The sequence below is a fragment of the Inquilinus sp. Marseille-Q2685 genome, assembly GCF_916619195.1.
Taxonomy (GTDB): Bacteria; Pseudomonadota; Alphaproteobacteria; order DSM-16000; family Inquilinaceae; genus Inquilinus.
In genome coordinates, this window is the sequence record NZ_CAKAKL010000001.1 from 324,204 (window position 1) to 346,034 (window position 21,831).

The 21,831-nt window shown below is 69.8% G+C and carries 18 protein-coding genes, 1 tRNA gene and 1 pseudogene; 11 read left to right on the forward strand and 9 right to left on the reverse strand.

What is annotated here, in order from left to right; genetic code table 11:
* The first annotated feature begins 5 nt into the window (after positions 1-5).
* Positions 6-764 (forward strand): ABC transporter permease, encoded by a 759-nt coding sequence (locus LG391_RS01525; protein ID WP_225765280.1) that lies wholly within the window; start codon positions 6-8, stop codon positions 762-764.
* A gap of 2 nt (positions 765-766) precedes the next feature.
* Positions 767-1,456, forward strand: a pseudogene (locus LG391_RS01530) (fumarylacetoacetate hydrolase family protein); the annotation flags it as partial.
* A 58-nt stretch (positions 1,457-1,514) separates the two neighbouring features.
* Here LG391_RS01530 and LG391_RS01535 read toward each other — a convergent pair.
* The 5 genes from LG391_RS01535 to LG391_RS01555 all read right to left on the reverse strand — a co-directional run bounded on the left by LG391_RS01535 (position 1,515) and on the right by LG391_RS01555 (position 7,100).
* Positions 1,515-2,942 (reverse strand): gamma-aminobutyraldehyde dehydrogenase, encoded by a 1,428-nt coding sequence (locus LG391_RS01535; RefSeq protein WP_225765282.1) that lies wholly within the window; start codon positions 2,940-2,942, stop codon positions 1,515-1,517.
* 12 nt (positions 2,943-2,954) lie between these two features.
* Positions 2,955-3,785, reverse strand: coding sequence for an ABC transporter permease (locus LG391_RS01540; protein WP_225765284.1), 831 nt, complete (start codon positions 3,783-3,785; stop codon positions 2,955-2,957).
* Positions 3,775-4,716, reverse strand: a complete 942-nt coding sequence (locus LG391_RS01545) for an ABC transporter permease (protein WP_225765286.1) — start codon at positions 4,714-4,716, stop codon at positions 3,775-3,777. Before LG391_RS01545 ends, LG391_RS01540 begins: the two co-directional genes overlap by 11 nt.
* Positions 4,717-4,718: 2 nt before the next feature.
* Entirely contained in the window at positions 4,719-5,750 is a 1,032-nt protein-coding gene (locus LG391_RS01550; protein ID WP_225765288.1) for an ABC transporter ATP-binding protein, read from the reverse strand.
* Positions 5,751-5,936: 186 nt separating this feature from the next.
* Complete coding sequence (locus LG391_RS01555; RefSeq protein ID WP_225765299.1) at positions 5,937-7,100, reverse strand: ABC transporter substrate-binding protein; 1,164 nt, start codon at positions 7,098-7,100, stop codon at positions 5,937-5,939.
* Positions 7,101-7,287: 187 nt separating this feature from the next.
* Between LG391_RS01555 and LG391_RS01560 the strand changes: the two genes are divergently transcribed.
* Positions 7,288-7,497 (forward strand): antitoxin MazE-like protein, encoded by a 210-nt coding sequence (locus tag LG391_RS01560; protein WP_225765301.1) that lies wholly within the window; start codon positions 7,288-7,290, stop codon positions 7,495-7,497.
* A gap of 4 nt (positions 7,498-7,501) precedes the next feature.
* Positions 7,502-7,813 (forward strand): type II toxin-antitoxin system PemK/MazF family toxin, encoded by a 312-nt coding sequence (locus LG391_RS01565; RefSeq protein ID WP_255646353.1) that lies wholly within the window; start codon positions 7,502-7,504, stop codon positions 7,811-7,813.
* Between the two features lie 7 nt (positions 7,814-7,820).
* On the opposite strand, the gene LG391_RS01570 is transcribed toward LG391_RS01565, so the two are convergent.
* Positions 7,821-8,735: a LysR family transcriptional regulator gene (locus LG391_RS01570; protein WP_225765305.1), complete on the reverse strand. Its 915-nt coding sequence runs from the start codon at positions 8,733-8,735 to the stop codon at positions 7,821-7,823.
* A gap of 363 nt (positions 8,736-9,098) precedes the next feature.
* On the opposite strand from LG391_RS01570, the gene LG391_RS01575 reads away from it, so the two are divergent.
* The 6 genes from LG391_RS01575 to glmS all read left to right on the forward strand — a co-directional run bounded on the left by LG391_RS01575 (position 9,099) and on the right by glmS (position 16,013).
* Positions 9,099-10,511, forward strand: a complete 1,413-nt coding sequence (locus LG391_RS01575; RefSeq protein WP_225765307.1) for a DEAD/DEAH box helicase — start codon at positions 9,099-9,101, stop codon at positions 10,509-10,511.
* 54 nt (positions 10,512-10,565) lie between these two features.
* Positions 10,566-11,567 (forward strand): tRNA dihydrouridine(20/20a) synthase DusA, encoded by a 1,002-nt coding sequence (gene dusA / locus LG391_RS01580; RefSeq protein ID WP_225765308.1) that lies wholly within the window; start codon positions 10,566-10,568, stop codon positions 11,565-11,567.
* An 80-nt stretch (positions 11,568-11,647) separates the two neighbouring features.
* Positions 11,648-11,722 (forward strand) — tRNA-Val (locus LG391_RS01585).
* 171 nt (positions 11,723-11,893) lie between these two features.
* On the forward strand, positions 11,894-12,724 hold the full coding sequence (locus LG391_RS01590) for a DUF3108 domain-containing protein (RefSeq protein WP_225765309.1): 831 nt from the start codon (positions 11,894-11,896) through the stop codon (positions 12,722-12,724).
* Positions 12,725-12,831: 107 nt separating this feature from the next.
* Entirely contained in the window at positions 12,832-14,190 is a 1,359-nt protein-coding gene (gene glmU, locus LG391_RS01595; protein ID WP_225765310.1) for a bifunctional UDP-N-acetylglucosamine diphosphorylase/glucosamine-1-phosphate N-acetyltransferase GlmU, read from the forward strand.
* On the forward strand, positions 14,190-16,013 hold the full coding sequence (glmS, locus tag LG391_RS01600; protein WP_225765311.1) for a glutamine--fructose-6-phosphate transaminase (isomerizing): 1,824 nt from the start codon (positions 14,190-14,192) through the stop codon (positions 16,011-16,013). The genes glmU and glmS overlap by 1 nt, the downstream gene beginning before the upstream one ends.
* A gap of 110 nt (positions 16,014-16,123) precedes the next feature.
* On the opposite strand, the gene LG391_RS01605 is transcribed toward glmS, so the two are convergent.
* Genes LG391_RS01605 through LG391_RS01615 form a run of 3 tightly spaced genes read right to left on the reverse strand, consistent with a single transcriptional unit; the run spans position 16,124 to position 20,809 of the window.
* Positions 16,124-17,797: an ABC transporter substrate-binding protein gene (locus tag LG391_RS01605; protein ID WP_225765319.1), complete on the reverse strand. Its 1,674-nt coding sequence runs from the start codon at positions 17,795-17,797 to the stop codon at positions 16,124-16,126.
* Positions 17,798-17,825: 28 nt separating this feature from the next.
* The gene (locus tag LG391_RS01610; protein ID WP_225765321.1) at positions 17,826-18,770 is read right to left on the reverse strand and encodes an ornithine cyclodeaminase family protein; all 945 of its coding nucleotides are present in this window, start codon (positions 18,768-18,770) and stop codon (positions 17,826-17,828) included.
* Positions 18,770-20,809: an NADH:flavin oxidoreductase gene (locus LG391_RS01615; protein ID WP_225765322.1), complete on the reverse strand. Its 2,040-nt coding sequence runs from the start codon at positions 20,807-20,809 to the stop codon at positions 18,770-18,772. The genes LG391_RS01610 and LG391_RS01615 overlap by 1 nt, the downstream gene beginning before the upstream one ends.
* 92 nt (positions 20,810-20,901) lie before the next feature.
* On the opposite strand from LG391_RS01615, the gene LG391_RS01620 reads away from it, so the two are divergent.
* A complete protein-coding gene (locus LG391_RS01620; RefSeq protein WP_225765323.1) occupies positions 20,902-21,828 on the forward strand; it encodes a LysR substrate-binding domain-containing protein in 927 nt (308 codons plus the stop codon).
* Positions 21,829-21,831: the final 3 nt, after the last annotated feature.

Genomic DNA, 21,831 nt, shown 5'->3' on the forward strand with positions numbered 1-21,831 from the left:
GCGCCATGACCGTCTTCGGCCACCGCATCCCGATGATGGCGTCGCTGCTCCTCTGGGCCCTGGCCTGGGAGGTGGTGGGCCGGCTGGACCTGGTCCTGCTGTTCCCGCCTTTCTCCGAAGTGGTCGCGGCGCTGTTCACCGTGGTGCCGACGCAAAGCTTCGTCGACGCCGCGCTGATCACGGTCGTCAGCTTCGTCCTCGGCATGGCGCTGGCCATCGCCGTCGGCGTACCGCTCGGGGCACTGATGGGGCGCTTCACTGCGGTCGACCAGTTCGCCGGCATGTGGGTGAACCTGTTCGTCAGTGCGCCGCTCTCGGCCCTGGTGCCGGTGATCATGCTGCTGTTCGGCATGGGCACGGCGACGGTTGTGGTCACGGTCTTCCTGTTCGCCGTCTGGATCATCGCGCTCGACACCCGCGCCGGCATCCGGCACGTGCCGCCGTCGCTGGTGGAGATGGCGCGCTCCTTCGGCGCGACGCGCTGGCAGACGGCCAGCCGGATCCTGCTGCTGGCGGCATTGCCGGAGATCCTGGCCGGCATCCGGGTCGGGCTGATCCGCGGCGTCAAGGGCGTGGTGGTCGGGCAGCTGCTGGTGTCGATCATCGGCTTCGGCGCTCTGTTCGAGCTCTATTCCCGCAACTTCCTGATGGCCGAGTTCTGGGCCCTGACCCTGGTCCTCTTCGCCTTCGCGCTTCTCCTCTCCGGGCTGGTCTCCCGGCTCGAGCACCGCATCGCCTATTACGCAGGAGTACGACAGTCATGACCATGGCCTCGCCCGGGACGATCAACGAGATTGGGGAATTCGTCATCACGCCGCCTCCCGTTCCGGCGCTGCCCGTGCTCGGCACCGGCCGGCTGTTCCCGGTGCACCGCGTCTATTGTGTTGGCCGCAACTATGCGGCGCATGCGGTGGAGATGGGGCACGACCCGGACCGCGAGCCGCCCTTCTTCTTCCAGAAGAACCCGTCCAACCTGCGAACCGACGGCCGCTTCCCTTATCCGCCGGCGACCTCGGACGTGCATCACGAGGTCGAGATGGTGGTGGCGCTCAAGTCGGGCGGCCGCGACATCCCGGTCGAGAAGGCGCTCGACCATGTTTACGGCTACGCCGTCGGGCTCGACATGACCCGGCGCGACCTGCAGGGCGAGGCCAAAAAGCTCGGCCGGCCCTGGGAGGTCGGCAAGGCCTTCGAGCATTCGGCGCCCTGCGGCCCGATCCGCACGGTGGCGGAGATCGGCCATCCCGCCGCCGGCACCGTCTGGCTCGACGTCAACGGCCAGCGGCGGCAGGAGGGCGACCTGAACCAGATGATCTGGAAGGTGCCGGAGATGATCTCCTACCTCTCCGGCCTGTTCGAGCTCCAGCCCGGCGACCTGATCTTCTCCGGCACGCCGGCCGGGGTCGGGGCGGTGGTCCGCGGCGACGAGATGGTCGGCCATGTCGACGGGGTGGGGAGATCCGGGTGGCGGTGGTGTAGGGGAGGGCGGGTCCATGGGGGTGGACCCGCCCGCTTTATCCGAAATTCAGCATCACGTGGCGGACGACGGTGTAGTCCTCCAGCCCATACATCGACATGTCCTTGCCGTAGCCGGACATCTTCAGCCCGCCATGCGGCATCTCGGTGGTCAGGGTGAAATGCGCGTTCACCCAGACGCAGCCGTACTGCAGCCGGGCCGAGGCCTTCAGCGCCGTCTTCACGTTGGACGTCCAGACCGAGGAGGCGAGGCCGTAGTCGCTGTCGTTCGCCCAGGCGATGGCGGCATCCGGGTCGTCGAAGCGGGTGACCGAGACCACCGGTCCGAACACCTCCTTGCGCACGATCTCGTCGCTCTGCAGCGCGCCGGCCACCAGGGTCGGCTTGAAGAAGAAGCCGCCGCCCTCGGCCTTGCCGCCGCCGGTGACGATCTCGGTGTGCTTCTGCGCCGCCGCGCGCTCGACGAAGCTGGCCACCCGGTCGCGCTGGCGCTCACTGATCAGCGGTCCCAGCTCGGTCGCGGCGTCGTCGGGCGCGCCGTATTTCAGGCTGGCGACCGCGCCGGCCAGGTCGGCCACCAGCCGGTCGTAGATCTTCGGCCCGGCATAGACGCGGCAGGCGGCGGTGCAGTCCTGCCCGGCATTGTAGAAGCCGCCGGCGCGCACGCCCGCCACCACGGCGTCGAGATCGGCGTCGTCGAACACCAGAACCGGCGCCTTGCCGCCGAGCTCGAGATGGGTGCGCTTCAGGCTCTTCGCCGCCGCCTGCAGCACCTTCTGGCCGGTGGCGATGTCGCCGGTCAGCGACACCATCCGCACCTGCGGATGGCTGGTGAGGGCGGATCCCACGGTCTCGCCGCGGCCGGCGACGATGTTGATCACCCCCTTCGGGAAGATCTCGGCCAAAGCGCGGGCCAGCTTCAGCGCAGTCAGCGGGGTCTGCTCGGACGGCTTCATCACCACGGTGTTGCCGGCGGCCAGGGCCGGGGCGACCTTCCAGGCCAGCATCATCAGCGGATAGTTCCAGGGCGCGATCGACCCGACCACGCCGATCGGGTCGCGCCGGATCATGCTGGTGTGGTTGGCGACGTATTCGCCCGCGGCCGAGCCGGTCAGGCAGCGCGTGGCGCCGGCGAAGAAGCGGAAGGTGTCGATGATCGCCGGCATCTCGTCTTCCAGCACCCGGGCATAGGGCTTGCCGCAGTTCAGCGATTCCAGCCGGGCGAAGGCCTCGGCCTCGCGCTCGATCGCGTCGGCCAGCTTCAGCAGGTGCCCGGCGCGCTGGGCCGGGGTGGTCAGCGACCAGCTTTCGAAGGCGCGGGCGGCGGCGGCCACGGCTGCGTTGAGCTGGGCCTGGGACGTTTCCGGCACCTCGACGATCAGCTTGCCGGTCGCCGGGTTCAGCACCTGCTCGGCCTGGCCTTCGCCCTTCGCGAAGGCGCCGTCGATCAGAAGCTCGATGTCCATGAACTGTCTCCCTTACTTGCCGGTGCCGGAGAAATCGTGGGTGTCGCGGGTGAGGTAATAGGCGCCGAGGATCGGCAGGAACGTCACGACGATGACGATGATCGCCACCACATTGGTCACCGGCCGCTGCCGCGGCTTGATCAGCTCGGACAGCATCCAGATCGGCAGCGTCTGCTGCTGCCCGGCGGTGAAGGTGGTGACGATGACCTCGTCGAAGCTGAGCGCGAAGGCCAGCATGCCGCCGGCCAGGAGGGCCGTGGCGATGTTCGGCAGCACCACGTGGCGGAAGGTCTGGAACCCGTCGGCGCCGAGATCCATCGACGCCTCGATCAGCGAGCCGGAGGTGCGCCGGAACCGGGCCAGCACGTTGTTGTAGACGACGACGATGCAGAAGGTGGCGTGGCCGATGACGATGGTCCAGAAGCTGAACGGGATCTCCATCAGCGAATAGGCCGAGCGCAGGGCGATGCCGGTGATGATGCCGGGCAGGGCGATCGGCAGGATGATCAGCAGCGACAGCGACTCCCGCCCGAAGAACCGGCTGCGCCAGACCGCGGCGGCCGCGCAGGTGCCCAGCACGATCGCGACCGCCGTCGCCATCGCCGCCACCTTCACCGACAGCCAAAGGGCCGCCCAGATGTCCGGCCGGTCCAGCCAGGCGACGCTAAACCAGTGCAGGGTCAGGCCGGGCGGCGGGAACTGGAAGGTCTTCTCGTCGCTGGAGAAGGCGTAGAGCAGGATGAACAGCAGCGGCATATGCAGGAACAGGATGCCGCCGAGGGCCATCAGCCGCAGGCCGAGCGGCGCGCCGGTCCCGGCCGTGGCCTTTCCGTCAGAGCGCATCGAAGGCCCCCAGGCGTTTCGCCGCCGTCAGGTACACGGCCATGATCAGGATCGGCACCACGGTGAAGGCGGCGGCCAGCGGCACGTTGCCGGCGGTGCCCTGCAGCTGCAGCACCACCTGGCCGATGAAGGGGCGGGAGGAGCCGATGATGCCGGGGATGATGTAGTCGCCGAGGGTCAGCGAGAAGGTGAAGATCGATCCCGCGGCCACGCCGGGAAAGGCCAGCGGCAGGATCACGGTGCGGAAGGTCTGGGCCGGCCGGGCGCCGAGATCGGCCGAGGCCTCGGTCAGCGACCGCGGCACCCGCTCCAGCGCCGCCTGCACCGGCAGGATCATGTAGGGCAGCCAGATGTAGACGAAGACCACGGCGGTGCCGAGATAGGCGCTGGACAGCGACGGGCCGCCGACCACCGGCAGGGCCAGGATGCCGTCCAAGAGCCAGGTCAGGTGCAGCTGGGCGGCCAGCCAGGTGACCACGCCCTCGCGCGCCAGGATCAGCTTCCAGGCATAGACCTTGACCAGGTAGCTGGACCACAGCGGCAGCATGATCGCGATGTAGAAGGCGGCCTTGGCCCGGCCGCGGGCGTAGCGCGCCGCGTAATAGGCGATCGGGAAGCCGATCAGCGCGCACAGGATGGTCACGGCGGTGGCCATCACCGCGGTGCGCAGCACCACGTCCATGTTGGCGGCGGTCAGCAGGTCGGCATAGGTCGACAGGGTGAATTCCGGGACGACCATCCCGGTGAAGCCGTCGACCGAATAGAAGCTCTGCAGCAGCAGGGCGAAGAGCGAGCCGAGATAGACCACGCCGAGCCACAGCAGCGGCGGCGTCAGCAGCAGGATCAGCAGCAGCCAGCCGTTGCAGTACAGCAGCCGCGCCGCGCGCCGGCCGAAGCCGTCCGCGGCGGGGGCGGGGAGGGTGGCCGCCATGGTCACGCTGCGATCTCCGCCAGCGGGTGGGCGCGGGCGCGCCGCCAGGCCAGCCGCACCGCCCGGCCAGGGGCTTTGGGCCCGGCGTCGAGATTGGATTCGACCACGTCGACCGCGCCGCCGGGGGCCAACGCCACGCGGTAGCGGGTGGTGGCGCCGAGGAAGCTGACGCCGTGCACTGTCCCGGCCACCTCGACCGCGTCGGCCGGCGCCGGCTGTCCGTCGCCGAGGATCCGGATGCGCTCGGGCCTGAGCGCGAATGGCCGGGCCTGGCCCATCAGCTTCCCGGCGGTGGCCGCGTCGACCATGTTGGAGGCGCCGACGAAGCCGGCGACGAAGGCGGTGGCCGGCCGGTCGTAGATCGCGCTGGGCGTGTCGATCTGCTCGACCCGGCCGCGGTTGAACACCGCCACCCGATCGCTCATCGCCAGCGCCTCGCCCTGGTCGTGGGTGACGTAGACGAAGGTGATGCCGACCTGGCGCTGCAGCGCCTTCAGCTCCTCCTGCATCGCCTCGCGCAGCTTGAGGTCGAGGGCGCCGAGCGGCTCGTCCAGCAGCAGCACCGAGGGGCGGTTGACCAAAGCGCGGGCCAGGGCGACCCGCTGGCGCTGCCCGCCCGACAGCTGGGCCGGCCGCCGCCCGGCGAAGTCGCCGAGCTTGACCATGGCCAGCATCTCCTCGGCCCGGCGCCGCCGCTCCGCCTTCGGCACGCGCCGGATCATCAGGCCGTAGGCCACGTTCTCCCAGACGCTCATATGGGGAAACAGGGCGTAGTCCTGGAACACGGTGTTGACGTCGCGGTCATAGGGCGGGGTGGTCGAGACGTCGCTTCCGTGCAGCAGCAGGCGGCCGGCGGTCGGCTGCTCGAAACCTGCGATCAGGCGCAGGCAGGTGGTCTTGCCGGAGCCGGAAGGCCCGAGCATGGAGAAGAACTCGCCGTCGCGGATCTCGAAGCTGACATCGTCCACCGCCCGCACCGACCCGAAGTGGCGGCTGACATGGTCGAAGCGGACGGCAGTGCTGCGGTCGGTCATGGGAACCGTGCCTTGATGAGAGGCGGAAATGAAGCGGCCGGGCCGGTCACCCCCTCACCCGAAATCGCTGCGCGATTTCGACCTCTCCCCAAGGAGAGGTGAAGGAGCCGAGATCCGATCCCTCTCCTCGGGGAGAGGGAGGGGCCCGGCCCGTGAGGGCCGGGAGGGTGAGGGGGTGGGCGCGGCCTACCGCCCGCCCAGGATAGCGATGTAGTCCGTGGTCCAGCGCAGATAGGGCACGCAGCCTTCCGGATGCGCGGCGCATTGCTGGCGCGGCGTGGTCCAGAAGTGGATCTTCTCGAAGTTGTCGAAGCCGTTGGTCTTGCAGCCCTCGGCGCCGAGCAGCTCGTTGCCCTTGCACGCGTCGGGCACCACCGGCACCGACCCGAACCAGGCGGCGAGGTCGCCTTGCAGCTTCGGGTTCAGCGAGTGCTGCAGCCATTTGTAGGCGCAGTTCGGATGCGCCGCGTCGACATGCAGCATGGTGGTGTCGGCCCAGCCGGTCGCCCCTTCCTCGGGGATCACGCTGGCCACCGGCTTGTTCTGCGACTTCAGCAGGTTGACCTGGAACGGCCAGGTCGAGGAGGCGACGACGCCCTCGTTGACGAAGTCGTCGACCTGAGCCATGGCGTCGTGCCAGTAGCGCATCACCAGCTGCCGCTGCCCGCGCAGCAGGTCCAGCGCCGCCTTGTACTGCTCCTCGTTCAGCTGGTACGGGTCCTTGATGCCGAGCTCGGGCTTCGCCTTCATCAGGTACAGCGCCGCGTCGGCGATGTAGATCGGCCCGTCATAGGCCTCAATGCGGCCCTTGTTCGGCTTGCCGTCGGGCAGGGTGGTCGGCTCGAACACCACGCTCCAGCTCTTCGGCGGCTCCTTGAACACCTCGGTGTTGTAGGCCAGCACGTTCGGGCCCCACTGGTAGGGCACGCCGTAATGCTTGCCGTCGACGGTGAACCAGGGCGCGTTCTGCAGCCTCGGGTCGATGGTCTTCCAGCCGGGGATCAGCTCGGTGTTGATCTCCTGCACCCGCTTTCCGTAGATCAGGCGCAGGCTGGCGTCGCCGGAGGCGGTGACGAGGTCGAAGCCGCCCTCGTTCATCAGCGCCACCATCTCGTCCGAGGTGCCGGCGGTCTTGACGTTGACCTTGCAGCCGGTCTCCTTCTCGAAGCCGGTGACCCAGTCATAGGCCTTGTCGGTCTCGCCGCGCTCGATGTAGCCGGCCCAGGCGACGATATCGACCTGGCCTTCCCCCGGCCCGATCTCGGTCGGCGGCGCGGCGCCGGCCAGAGTGGTGGCGCCGAACACCAGGGCACTGCCCAGGGCGAGCATCCGGCGAAGCTGCGATCCCATCTCGATCTCCCTGTTGTGTTGTTGCGGAGAATGCTAGGTCCGTTGCCGGAACGCCGAGAAATATGAAATATCCTGTTTTGCTATCGGAGAAACCGATGGCGCTGTCTGCTCCTTCGCATCAAGTTCCCTGGCGCTCTCCATTGTCACGCGTTACAGTGCGTCACGCGTGACAACGACGGAGGTCGCGATGACGGCGGCGGAACGGATGAAGGCGATGCGCGAACGGCGCCGGTCGCGCGGGCTCCGCGATGTCAGGCTGAGCGTCCCCGATGCCCGGACGGCTCTCGTCCGGAAGCGCGTCGCCAAGCAGGTGGCGGCTCTCGATCAGGCCGCAGAGGACGACGCCCTGGCATGGATCGAAACCGTCTCCGAATTCGACGACGATGCGTCGCGGTGATGTCGTGACGGTCGCCGCATCGGGCGATTACGGAAAGCCGCGGCCCGCGGTGATCGTGCAGTCCGATGCGTTCCCGTCTGAGCATGCTTCGGTGATCGTCTGTCAGATGACGTCCGATATTGCCGACGCGCCTGACTTCCGGATCACGATCGAACCCGGGCCGGAAAATGGTCTGCGCATCCGATCCCAGATCATGGCGGACAAGCCGGTGACGGTGCGGCGCGAGCGTATCGGCCGGAGAATCGGTCAGTTGTCGCCTGCCGACGTCGCGCGGCTGAACGTGGCGATCGCTTTCATGATGGGGTTGGCCGACTGAGACGCAGCTACAGCGACCGGAGGCGCGGCGCCGGGTGGGTGCGCGCCACCTGGATGAAGGTCTCGGCCTGGGGCGAAAGCGGCGAGCCGCGGCGCCACACCACGCCGACATCGAGGGTCGGCAGCGGATCGCCGATCGGCCGGGCCTCGATCCGGTCGCCCTCCAGCGACCAGGGGCGGTAGGCCATGTCGGGCAGGATGGCGACGCCGGCGCCGGTCGCCACGAGGCTGCGCACCGCCTCGACCGACGCCGTGCGCAGCACCCGCTTCGGGATCAGGCCGGCGGCCCGCCAGAACAGGTCGCTGGCCTCGACGATCTCGTCCACCGCCAGCGCGATCAGCGGCTCGTCGACGATCTCGGCCAGCGGGATCGCCTCGCGCCCCATGAAGCGGTGGTCGGGCGGCAGCCACAGCCGGCTCTCGGAGCGGACCAGGATCTCGCTCTCCAGCGCGTCGCGGTTGTCCAGGGTCGAGACGATCATCACCGCGACCGCGATCTCGCCGTTGATCATCAGGTGCTCGATATAGGTCCGCTCTTCCTCGATCACCTCGACCGTGACGTTCGGGAACACCCGCCGGAACCGGGCGAGGAGATCGGCCAGGAAATAGCCCGAGACCATGGCGGTGACGCCGAGCGGCAGCGTGCCCTGCACCGCCTCGGGCAGGGTCCGCAGCGCGTTCTGGGCGTCGGCCACAGCCGCCAGGATGGTGCGGGCGTGGCGCAGGAACTGGTGGCCGGGATAGGTCAGGATCACGCCGCGGGCATGGCGCTCGAACAGCCGGGCGCCGGTCTGCTCCTCCAGCGCCTTCAGCGCGTCGGTGATCGCCGATTGCGAGATGCCGACCGCCGCGGCGCCGCCCGAGACCGAGCCGGCCTCGGCCACCGCGGTGAAATACGCGATCTGGCGCAGCGTGACGTTCATGCCGCCACGGTCCCGCGGCCCGGCGTCGGCAGCAAGGAAAATCGATGGCTGCGGCCGACGATCGGCAAATCCGAATGAAATTTTCTGAGCCGTCATGCAGGGCAGGAATGCAAAGCCGCGACAGCCTTGACTTTTGTGCACTGCGCAACGACATTCCGGGCGCTGCATGTGGCTTGGTCCACGGGGCAGCCGTCGGCCACCGATCGCGTGAGCGCTCCCCTCCGGGATGCGTCCTGTCGGTCCCGATCGAACCCATCCGACTGCCCAGATCGCGCGGGGCGTCATTGTCAACCCGCGCTTATCGCCCCGACCCGGACGCACCGGTGCCGGCGGCCCGGCGTCGTTGTTACCGAAAGTTCCCCTTTGACCAGTTTTACCGAACTCGGCCTGAACCCGCTCATCCTCAAGGCGCTGGCGGCCGAGGGCTACGAGACCCCGACGCCGATCCAGGCGCAGTCCATCCCCCATCTGATGCAGGGCCGTGACCTGCTGGGCGTCGCCCAGACCGGCACCGGCAAGACCGCCGCCTTCGCCCTGCCGATCCTGCACCGGCTGATGGCCGACCGGCGCACCGCGCCGCGCCGCGGCTGCCGCGCCCTGGTGCTGAGCCCGACCCGCGAGCTGGCCAGCCAGATCGCCGAGAGCTTCCGCGTCTACGGCCGCCACCTGCCGCTGACCCGAACCACCGTGTTCGGCGGCGTCGGCATGGGCCCGCAGATCCGCACCATGGCGCAGGGCGTCGACGTGCTGGTCGCCACCCCCGGCCGGCTGATCGACCTGATGTCCCAGGGCGCCATCCGCCTCAACGAGCTCGATGTCTTCGTCCTGGACGAGGCCGACCAGATGCTCGACATGGGCTTCATCCACGCCATCCGGAAGGTCGTCGCGGCGCTGCCGGCGAAGCGGCAGAGCCTGTTCTTCTCGGCCACCATGCCGACCGACATCTCCGACCTGGCCGGCCGGCTGCTGACCGACCCGGTGCGGGTCGAGGTCACCCCGGTCGCGACCACGGCCGAGCGCATCGACCAGCGGGTCATGTTCGTCGAGAAGGACGACAAGCGCTCGCTGCTGACCGAGATCCTGCGCGAGGACGAGAGCATCCGCCGCGTCCTGGTGTTCACCCGCACCAAGCACGGCGCCGACCGGGTGGCCAAGCAGCTGACCCAGGCCGGCATCGTCGCCGACGCGATCCACGGCAACAAGTCGCAGAGCCAGCGCGAGCGGGCCCTGCTGGGCTTCCGCAACGGCAAGGTCCGGGTGCTGGTCGCCACCGACATCGCCGCCCGCGGCATCGATGTCGACGGCGTCACCCATGTGATCAATTTCGAGCTGCCGAACGTGCCGGAGAGCTACGTTCACCGCATCGGCCGCACCGCGCGGGCCGGCGCCGACGGCATGGCAATCTCGTTCTGCGACGTCGAGGAGCGCGCCTATCTGCGCGACATCGAGAAGCTGATCCGCCAGCCGGTGCCGGTGGTGGAGGAGCACGCCTACCGCTCCACCATCCCCTTCACCCAGCGCGGCGCCGGACCCGGCCCGCGCGGCCAGGGCCGCCCGCAGCAGCGTGGCGGCCGTCCGCAGGGCCACGGTCAGCGGTCGCACGGCCATGGCGGCCATCATGGCCAGGGGCAGCGGCCTCAGGGCCAGCACGGCCAGCGTCCGCACGGCCACGGGCATCAGGGCCAGCGCCCGGCGCATCAGGGCGGCGACCGCCGTCCGGCGCCGGCGAATGACGGCGGCTCGGCGCCGATGCGCCGCCGGCCCGTCGGGCGGTGACCGAAAGCGCGCCGGGGCTTCGGGCCCGGCGCCGTCCCGGATAGACTGCGAGCCATGACCTCGAACGCCGACACACACCGCCTTTCCGTGGCGCCGATGATGGACTGGACGGACCGGCACTGCCGGTTCTTCCTGCGCCAGATTTCGCGCCGAGCCCGGCTGTACACCGAGATGGTGACGACCGGGGCGGTGCTGCACGGCGACCGCGAGCGGATCCTCGGCTTCTCCGAGGCCGAGCAGCCGGTGGCGCTGCAGCTCGGCGGCAGCGACCCGGAGGCGATGGCGCGCGCCGCCGCGATCGGCGCCGACTGGGGCTATGCCGAGATCAACATCAATGTCGGCTGCCCGAGCGACCGGGTGCAGTCCGGCCGCTTCGGCGCCTGCCTGATGGCGGAACCTGCGACCGTCGCCGCCTGCGTCTCGGCCATGCGCGCCGCCTGCGACGTGCCGGTCACGGTCAAGTCGCGCATCGGCATCGACGACCGCGACAGCTACGAGGAACTGATCGACTTCATCGGCTCGATCGCCGAGGCCGGCTGCGACACCTTCATCGTCCATGCCCGCAAGGCCTGGCTGAGCGGGCTGAGCCCGAAGGAGAATCGCGAGATCCCGCCGCTGCGCTACGAGGTGGTGCACCGGCTGAAGCGCGACTTCCCGCAGCTCACCATCGCGATCAACGGCGGCATCACCTCGCTCGACGCCGCCGAGGCGCAGCTGGCCCATGTCGACGGCGTGATGATCGGCCGCGAGGCCTATCAGAACCCCTGGATGCTGGCCGAGGCCGACCGCCGGATCTTCGGCGAGGACGGGCCGGCCCGCACCCGCCGCGACGCGGTCGACGGCTTCCTGCCCTATGTCGAGGCGATGCGCTCCCGCGGCGTGCCGCTGGGCGCCATGACCCGCCATATCCTCGGCCTGTACCAGGCGGTGCCGGGCGCGCGCGCCTTCCGCCGGCACCTGGCCGAGAACGCCCATCGCCCGGGGGCGGGGCCGGAGGTGCTGCGCGCCGCCGTCGACCTGGTCGAGACCGCGATCGAGCAGCGCCGGGCGGCCTGACGGAAAGACGATCGGGCCGCCGCATTGCGGCCTTGACAGCCGGGACGCCGCCCCGTACTTAAGCGGCCCCGACGACGCGGGGGCGCGTAGCTCAGCGGGAGAGCACTCCCTTCACACGGGAGGGGTCACAGGTTCAATCCCTGTCGCGCCCACCATCCTCCGGTCGTCCGGCGGCAATCCGATACAGCGCGATGGCGAAAGCACTACGTTGACATCGTAGTGCTCTTGAGGCGTCGCTATCCGCCTGCCCCTGGATATCGCCGCAATCGCGCCCCAGTTTCACCCCAGTCTGGCGACCCGTCGCCGCTGCGAGGTTCTCGACGCGCATGCACCGCCTCATTCCGATCGCCGCCTCCGCTGCCCTCCTGGTTGCGGGCCCCGCCGCGGCCGCCGATGCCAGCGCGCGAATGACCTACGACGTCTATGTCGGCGGCCTGCGCATGCTGGAGGTGAGCTCCGGCGTGTCGCTGGCGGGCGACCGCTACGACGTCGCCCTGTCGGCCCATGTCGTCGGGATCGCCGCCACCTTCAGCGACTGGCGCTCGAACGTGCGGTCGACCGGCGGGCTGGACGGCGCCCGGGGCCGGCCGGTCCGCAACGTGGTGGAGCGGATCAACGGCGACGACGCCCGGACCACGACCATCAGCTTCCTCGGCGGCGGCCGGGTGGATGTGGAGATCGTGCCGAGCAAGAAGCCGAAGCGCGAGCAGACCATCCCGCCGGAGCGGCTGGTCCATGCCGTGGATCCGCTGAGCGGCGTGGTTGCGATCCTGCAGGCCCTGCATGTCGGGGCCGAGGCCTGCAAGGGGCAGGTACCGGTGTTCGACGGGCGCCGCCTGTATCGCGCCGACCTGACCGACGGCGGCACGGTGATGCTGCAGAAGGCCGAGCAGGGGATGTATGGCGGCGAGGCCCAACGCTGCACCCTGTCGCTGACCCCGATGGTCGGCGACTTCAACTTCGGCGACGAGCGGCGCGACAACAAACCGACCGAGTACTTCCAGCGCAGCTCGCGGGCGCCGGACCAGCGGGTGATCGACACCTGGCTGGCATCGCCGGGCGCCGGCCTGCCGGCGGTGCCGGTGCGGATTCAGAGCGAATCGCCCTGGGGCCGCGTCATCGTGCATCTGCGCGCGATCCAGGCCGGTGCCTCGTGATCTGAGCCGAATGGCGTAACCCGTCGAAACAATAATTGAATTTCGCTTTCGTGGCGGCCGTGGCAGACCACACGGGACATCTTCCGTGATTGTGGAGCCATTGCCCCGTGAGTGCTGTCGCCTGCCTCATCCTCGCCGCCGGCAAGGGCACGCGGATGAAATCCGACCGACCCAAGGTGATGCACGAGATCGCCGGGCGGTCGATGCTGGGCCACGTGGTCGCCGCCGCCCAGGCGCTGGCGCCCGAACGGATCGCCGTGGTGGTGGGGCCGGGGATGGAGGCGGTGGCGAAGAGCGTCGCCCCGGTTCCGACCGTGGTCCAGCCCGCGCAGCGCGGCACCGGCGACGCGGTGCGCGCGGCCCTGCCGGCGATCGAGGGCTTCGAGGGCGACGTCATCGTCCTGTTCGGCGACACGCCGCTGCTGACGACGGCGACGCTGGAGCGGCTGGTCGAGGCTCGCCGCGCCGCGGAGGATCCGGCGGTGGTCGTGCTGGGCATGCGCCCGGCCGACCCGCTGCAGTACGGCCGGCTGGTGCTGACCGACGACGGCGGCCTCGACCGCATCGTCGAATACTCCGAGGCCAGTGATTTCGAGCGCCAGATCGGCCTTTGCAACGCCGGTATCATGACCTTCGACGGCCGCCGCCTGCCGGAGCTGATCGGGGATCTCAAGGCCGAGAACGCCAAGGGCGAGTTCTTCCTGACCGATACGGTCGAGGCCGCCCGCGCCCGCGGCTGGGCCTGCAGCGTGGTCGAGGGCGATCCCGACGAGGTGCTGGGCATCAACTCGCGGGTCGAGCTGGCCGATGCCGAGGCCATCCTGCAGGACCGGCTGCGCCGCCAAGCCATGCTGAACGGCGCCACGCTGATCGACCCGAAGACCACCTGGCTGTCGGTCGACACCAGGCTCGGCCGCGATGTCGTGATCGGGCCGTCGACCTTCTTCGGCCCCGGCGTCACCGTCGAGGACGGGGTCGAGATCCTCGGCTTCAGCCATATCGAGGGGACGACGATCCGCACCGGCGCCCGCATCGGGCCCTTCGCCCGGCTGCGGCCGACCACGACGGTGGGCGAGGGCGCGCATATCGGCAATTTCGTCGAGCTGAAGGCGGCCGATCTCGCCCCCGGCGCCAAGGCCAACCACCTGACCTATCTCGGCGACGTCTCGGTCGGCGAGAAGACCAATATCGGCGCCGGCACCATCGTCTCGAACTACGACGGCTACAACAAGTTCCGCACCAGCATCGGGGCCGAGGTCTTCGTCGGCTCCGATTCGGTGCTGGTGGCGCCGGTGACGATCGGCGACCGCTCCAACATCGCCGCCGGCAGCGTCATCACCCGCGACGTGGCGCCGGACGCGCTGGCGATCGGCCGGGCGCGGCAGGAGGACAAGCCCGGCTGGGCACCTGCCTATCGCGAGAAGAAGAAGGCGGAAAAGGCGAAGCGCGATCAGGAGAAGGGTTGATGTGCGGGATTGTGGGGATCGTGGGGAGGCGGCCGGTGGCGTCGCGACTGGTCGAGGCGCTGAAGCGTCTGGAGTATCGCGGCTATGACTCGGCGGGCATCGCCACGCTGGTTGGGGGTCGGATCGAGCGCCGCCGTGCCGAGGGCAAGCTGGTCAATCTGGAGCGGCGCCTGGGCGAGGACCCGGTCGACGGCACCATCGGCATCGGCCACACCCGCTGGGCGACGCATGGCCGGCCGAGCGAGACCAACGCCCATCCGCATGCGACCGCCCGGGTGGCGATCGTGCACAACGGCATCATCGAGAATTTCCGGGAGCTGCGGCGAGAGCTCGAGGGCCTCGGCCATGTCTTCGCGACCGAGACCGATTCCGAGATCGTCGCGCATCTGGTGACGCATTACCTCGACCGGCAGATGGCGCCGCGCGAGGCCAGCGCCGCGGCGTTGCGGCGGCTGGAGGGGGCGTTCGCGCTGGCCTTCCTGTTCACCGGCGAGGAGGACCTGCTGGTGGTCGCCCGGCGCGGCTCGCCCTTGGCGATCGGCTTCGGCGACGGCGAGATGTATGTCGGCTCGGACGCGCTGGCGATCGGGGCCTGGACCGACCGGATCTGCTATCTCGACGAGGGCGACCGGGCGGTGATCGCCCGGAGCGGGGTCGAGATCTACGACGCCGGGGACCGGTCGGTGGCCCGGCCGGTGAAGCCGATCGCCCAGACCGGGGCGCTGATCGGCAAGGGCGATTTCCGGCACCACATGCTGAAGGAGATCTACGAGCAGCCGGCGGTGGTGGGCGACACGCTGCGCACCATGCTGGATCCGGCGACCCGGGCGATCGTGCCGCCGGCGCTGCCCTTCGACTTCGCCCGGGTGCCGCGGGCCACCATCGTCGCCTGCGGCACCGCCTTCTATGCCGGCATGGTGGCGAAGCACTGGTTCGAGACCGTGGCCCGGCTGCCGGTCGAGATCGACATCGCCTCGGAGTTCCGCTACCGCGAGGCGCCGCTGCCGGAGGGCGGGCTGGCGATCTTCGTGTCGCAGTCGGGCGAGACCGCGGACACGCTGGCGGCCTTGCGCTACGCCCGGTCGCAGGGCCAGCGCGTGCTCTCGGTGGTCAACGTGCCGGACAGCTCGATCGCGCGCGAGAGCGACGCGGTGATCCAGACCCTGGCGGGGCCGGAGATCGGCGTCGCCTCGACCAAGGCCTTCACCACCCAGCTGACCGTGCTGGCCTGCCTGGCGGTGGCGGCGGCGCGGGCGCGCGGCGCCATCGACGCGAAGCGGGAGGCCGAGCTGTCGACCGCCTTGACCGAGGTGCCGGGCCGGCTGGCCGAGGTCCTGAACCACGACGCCACGATCCGCGACCTGGCCCACCAGGTGGCGCTGGCGCGGGACGTGCTGTATCTCGGCCGCGGCCTGTCCTATCCGCTGGCGCTGGAAGGGGCCTTGAAGCTGAAGGAGATCAGCTACATCCACGCGGAAGGCTACGCCGCCGGCGAGATGAAGCACGGGCCGATCGCGCTGATCGACGACAAGGTGCCGGTGATCGTGCTGGCGCCGCGCGACCCGGTGTTCGACAAGACCGTGTCGAACGTGCAGGAGGTGATGGCCCGCGGCGGCAAGGTGATCTTCGTCTCCGACCCCGAGGGGATCGAGAGGCTCGGCCCCGGCCCGGTGGCGGCGATCGGCCTGCCGGGCATCGATCCCTTCGTCGCCCCGATCCTCTACGCCGTGCCGGTGCAACTCCTGGCCTATCACACCGCCGTCGCCAAAGGCACCGACGTCGACCAGCCCCGAAACCTCGCCAAAAGCGTCACCGTGGAGTAGGGGCGGGCATTGCCGCTGAGGCAGGGTGGGGTCGCGGCAGCGAACCCAACACTGTGCAGTCAGAGCCATGTTGGGGTCGCCAGCGCGAACCCAATCTACGAAGCTCCGCCCTACGCCGACAGCCACACCCGGTTCAGGTGCATCTCGCGGGCGAAGTGGTATTCGAAGCCCTGCACCTTGTCGGTGCTGGCGGTGAAGATCTTCAGCCAGAACGGGATGATGGCGATGGCGTCCTCCTGCATGATCTGCTCCAGCCGGTGCACCAGGTTCTTGCGCTTCTCGATGTCGAGGGTCGCCTGCGCCTCGTCGAGGATCTTGTCGAATTCCGGGTTGGCGTAGCCGGTCTCGTTCCAGGCCACGCCGCTGCGATAGCCCAGCGCCAGCACCTGCACCGCCAGCGGCCGGGTCAGCCACTGGGTGACCGAGAACGGCCATTTGGTCCAGCGGTCCCAGAAGGTGGCGCCAGGCAGGACGTTGACCTTGAGGTCGATGCCGGCCGGCTTGACCATCTCCGACAGCACCTGCGCGGTGTCGATCTCGTGCTTCAGCGCGTCCTGGCAGTTGATCTCGATCGACAGCCCGTCCGGATAGCCGGCGTCCGCCAGCAGTTTCTTGGCCTTGTCGATGTCCGGCGTCGGCAGCGGCAGGGGCGTGTATTCCGGATGGACCGGCGAGACGTGGAAGTCGTCGCCCGGCGTGCCGAAGCCCTGATAGGCCAACTGGGTCAGCCGCTGATGGTCGACGCAGGCCTGGATCGCCTGGCGCACCGCCTTCTTGTCGAAGGGCGGCTCGGTGATGCGGAAGCGGGCGACGCCGGTCTCCGCCGTCAGCTTCTCATAGGTCTTCAGGTTCGGCATGGCCTGGACCGCCGGCAGCAGATTGACCGGCACCTGGTGGATCAGGTCGACCTGGCCGGAGCCCAGCGCCGCCAGCCAGGCGGCGGGGTCGCTGCCGAGGTCGATGTACTCGATCCCGTCGAGAAAGACCTCCTCGCCCCAATACTCGGCCGCCGGCCGCTTCTCGAACACGGCGCGCGACCCGACCGCCTGTTCCTTCAGCCGGAACGGCCCGGTGCCGACCGGGGCCTTCATCAGGTTGGCGCCGGATTTGGCGAAGTCGCGATGGGTGATCAGCGCCGGATAGTCGCCCAGGCTTTCCGGGAACTGCAGCATCGGGCTCTGCAGATGAAAGCGCACGGTGTGGTCGTCGACCCGTTCGATGGCGTTCGGCGCCATCTTGACCGCGTCGCCCTCCTTCACCGTCAGGCCGCTGAACCGCCCCTGGTTGGAGGAGCCGGTCTTGCTGTCGAGCCAGCGGGTGAAGGTGGCGATCACATCGTCGGCGGTGAAGTCGTCGCCGTTGTTCCACTTCACGCCGCGGCGCAGGTGGAAGGTCCACTGGCTGACGTCGTCGCTGGCCTCCCATTTCTCGGCCAGCCAGGGCCGGGCGACGTCGTCGGTGCCGATCGACACCAGCGGCTCGATGATCAGCCGCGCGACATTGCCCTTCTCGGACCAGTCGTAGATGGCGGGGTCGGCGCAATCCATCACTGGCATGCCGATGCGCAGGATGCCGCCCTTGCGCGGCGCCTCCTGCGCCATGGTCTGCGGGATCGAGGCGTCGCCTGTGATCCGCCCGGCCAGGGCATAGGCGGCCGGCGCCGCCATGCCCAGCAGCGCCGCGGTGCGGATGAAGTCGCGCCGCCCGATCCGGCCGGCCTTCAGCTGCTCGGTCATCGGCGGAATCGCGGGATGCAGACGGCCCGGCGTCTCGTCGTTGCTCATGGTCAGCTCCCTGTTTGGCTCAGTCTTGTTAGGCCCCGCCGGCGGCGAGGTCGTAGAGGGCTTGCGCAATCATCAGGTCGAGATGGCCGCCGCCGGCGTTCTTGAATAGCGTGATCTCATCGGCCGAGCGGCGGCCCGGGGCGCCGGCGCAGAGCTCGGCCAGCTCGGCGGCGACGTCCGCCGCGGCGATGGCGCCGGCGGCGATCGCCTGGGTGAACTCGCCGCAATGGCCGATGGCGAAGCGGCGGGTGTCGACGAACAGGCGGGCCCGGCGCATCGCCGCGTCATCGGCCTCGCGCATCTCCGGGGTGAAGGATCCGACCAGGTCGACATGCGCGCCCGGCTTCAGCCAGGCGCCGTGCAGCACCGGATCGCGGGATGCGGTGACGCAGCAGACGATGTCGGCCTGGCGGACCGCCGCCTCGGCGTCCTCGATGGCGCCGATCTCGACGCCGGGGAAGCGGAGGGACGCGACCAACGCCTGCGCCTTCTCCGCCGTCCGGTTCCAGATCGCGACGCGCCGGATCGACGGCCGGACCGCCAGCAGATATCGGATCTGCGTCTCCGCCTGCGCCCCCGCGCCCAGCACCGCCAGCGCCGTCGCATCCAGCCGGGCCAGCAGGTCGGCGCCGAGCGCGGAATCGGCCGCGGTCTTGGCTCGGGTGAAGCTCTCGCCGGTGATCACCGCCTGCGGCCGCCCATTCTGCCCGTCGAACAGCACGACGATGGAGCGGATGTTCGGCCCGGCGGCGCGGGCCTCGTTGCCCGGGAACACCGTGGCCAGCTTGGCTCCCAGCGCCGCGCCCGGCTGCCAGGCCACCCAGGTCAGCAGGCTGTTGGCCGCGCCCGGCTCCTCCAGCAGCAGCCGCTCGACCGTGCCGATCCCCTGCCGGTGCCCCTCACGAAGCCGCCCGACCAGCCACAGCGGGTCGACCTCCAGCGCATCGGCATCGATGGCGAAGATCGCCGTCATCAGACGTCCTTCAGCAGCCGCAGCGCGTCATAGACCGCGGCGTGGATGTTGCGGGAGGAGACGGCGTCGCCGATCCGCCACAGCACGAAGCGGCCCTCCGGATTGCGCCGCACCGCCTGCGGCCGGTTGGCGATCAGCGCCTCGTAGTCGACGGCGCCGAGATTGGAGGACAATGGCTTCAGCGCGAAGTACAGCTCGTCCAGCGGCAGGGTACCGTGCTCGACCACCACCTGATCGGCCCGCTTCTCGACCCGGCGACGCCCGTATTCGTCGAGGAAGCCCGCGACCAGCCGGTTGCCGTCGCGCCGCACGCTCTCCAGCCGCAGGTTGATCGTCACCTGCACGCCATGGTCGGAGAAGGCGCGGAAATAGGCTGGGAAGCTGGTGCCGCCGACATCCGGGGCCAGCGTCCGCTCCGGCGTCACCAGCTCCAGCTTGCTGCCGGCCCGGGCGATGAACTCCGCCGCCGTCAGGCCGGGATGGGCGCCGTTGTCGTCGTAGAGCAGCACGGTCTCGGCCGGCTTGGCGGCGCCGGACAGGATGTCCCAGCTGGTGGTCACCAGATCCTCGCCGGCATCGAGGAAGCTGGTGTTGGGCAGGCCGCCGGTCGCCACCACCACGATATCGGGTTCCTCGGCCAGCACGTCGCCGGCCTCGGCATAGGTGTTGAAGCGCATCGCCACGCCGTGCCGCTCGCACTCCGCCATGCGCCAGTCGACGATGCCCAGGATCTCGCGCCGGCGCTGCAGGCCGGCGGTGATCCGGATCTGGCCGCCCGGCTGGTCCGCCGCCTCGAACAAGGTGACGGCATGGCCGCGCTCGCCGGCCACCCGCGCCGCCTCCAGCCCGGCCGGGCCGGCGCCGACCACCACCACCTTGCGCCGTGGCCCGGTCGTTCGTGGCACGACATGCGGCACCGTCGCCTCGCGCCCGGTGGCGGCGTTGTGGATGCAGGCCGCCTGGCCGCCATAGATGCTGTCGATGCAATAGCCCATGCCGACGCAGGGGCGGATCTCGGCCTCGCGCCCCGCCATCACCTTGCGGGCGATGTGCGGGTCGGCCATGTGCGGCCGGGTCATCCCGACCATGTCCAGCTTGCCGCTCTCGATCGCGTGGCGGGCGGTGGCGACGTCCTGGATGCGGGCGGCATGGAAGGTCGGAACCCTGGTCGCCGCCCGCACCTCGCCGGCGAAGTCGAGATGGGGGGCGGAGCGGGCGCCCATGCCGGGGATGACGTGCGCCAGCGCCTCGTCGGTGTCGATATGGCCGCGGATGACGTTGACGAAGTCGATCAGGCCGGAGGCGACGAGCCGTCGCGCGATCTCCAGCCCCTCGGCCTTCGACAGCCCACGCTCCCAATCCTCGTCGCAGACCATGCGGGTGCCGACGATGAAATCCGGCCCGACCCGGTCGCGGATCGCGCGCAGCACCTGGAAGGCGAAGCGCAGCCGGTTGTCCAGGTCGCCGCCGTACTCGTCCTCGCGCTTGTTGGTGGCCGGCGACCAGAACTGGTCGATCAAGTGGCCGTAGCATTCGAGCTCCAGCCCGTCGAGACCGCCGGCCCGCACCCGCTCGGCGCCGTCGGCATAGGCGGCGACGATACGCTCGATATCCCAATCCTCCATCGCCTTGGGGAAGGCGCGGTGCGCCGGCTCGCGCACGGGGGAGGGGGCGACGACCGGCAGCCAGTCCTCCTTCGACCAGCTGGTGCGGCGGCCGAGATGGGTGACCTGGATCATCACCGCCGCGCCGTGCGAATGCACGTCATCCGCCAGCTCCTTCAGCCAGCGCACCACCTCGTCCTTGTACAGCAGGATGTTGCCGAAGGCCTGCGGGCTGTCCGGCGCGACGACGGAGGAGCCGCCGATCATGGTCAGGGCGATGCCGCCCTTCGCCTTCTCGGCATGGTACAGCCGGTACCGCTCCTTCGGCAGGCCGTCCTCGGTGTAGGCCGGCTCATGCGCGGTCGACATGAAGCGGTTGCGCAGGGTCAGGTGGCGCAATTGGTAGGGTTGCAGCAGGGGATCGGCGTTCGGCATGTCCGCTGTCGGATCGTTGTGACGGTTTCACTCTTCCGGCCTGCCGGCCGATGGTAAACCGAATTTCCTTCACGCCGGCATGAGCCCAGTCGATGCAAACCCTCCGCGGCAGCCTTCCCTCGCTCAACGCCCTCGCGGTGTTCGAGGCGTCGGCGCGGCGGCTCAGCTTCTCCAGGGCGGCGGAGGACCTGGCGATCACCCAGTCGGCGGTCAGCCACGGCATCCGCCAGCTCGAGGCCTCGCTCGGCCTCGATCTGTTCATCCGCCACCACCGCCGGCTGGAGCTGTCGCCGGAGGGCGAAAGGCTCTACGCCGCCGTCGCCACCAGCCTGTCCGCCATCGCCCAGGCAGTCGACGACATCACCGGCCGGTCCGTGGCCGCGGCGCAGCGCGAGATCGTGATCGGCGTGTCGACCTCGATGGCCGCCTACTGGCTGCTGCCGCGATTCGCCGCCTTCCGCACGGCTTTCCCGGCTGTCCCGCTGCGGATCCAGACCATCGACCGCGACGCCGATCCGGGCGAGGACGGGATCGACGTCGTGATCCGGCTCGGCGACGGCAAATGGCCGGACCACGACACCATCCCGCTGTGGGAGGAGCATGTGCATGCCGTGGCGAGCCCGGCCTATCTGGCCGAGCACGGCCCGCTGCGCGACGCTGATGACCTGAGCCGCTGTCAGCTGATCCATTACGAGGATGCGCTGCGCCGCCGCGCCACCTGGGGCGAGTGGTTCGCCGTGCTGGGCCTGCCTGCGCCCGGGCCGGCGCGGTCGCTGCGCGTCACCGACCATGCAGTGGCGCTGCAGGCGGCGATGGACGGGCAGGGGGTGACGCTGGGCTGGCGGCCGATCATCGACGATTTGATCCGGGCCGGCCGGCTGGCCGACGCCTTTCCCCGGCATCTCGACACCGGCCGGCGCTTCTACATCGTCACCATCCGCGGCGCGACGCTGCGCCGGCCGCTGTCACTGTTCTGCGAGTGGCTGGCCGGCCAGGCGGCCGCGGTGAAGGGGTGGTAAGAA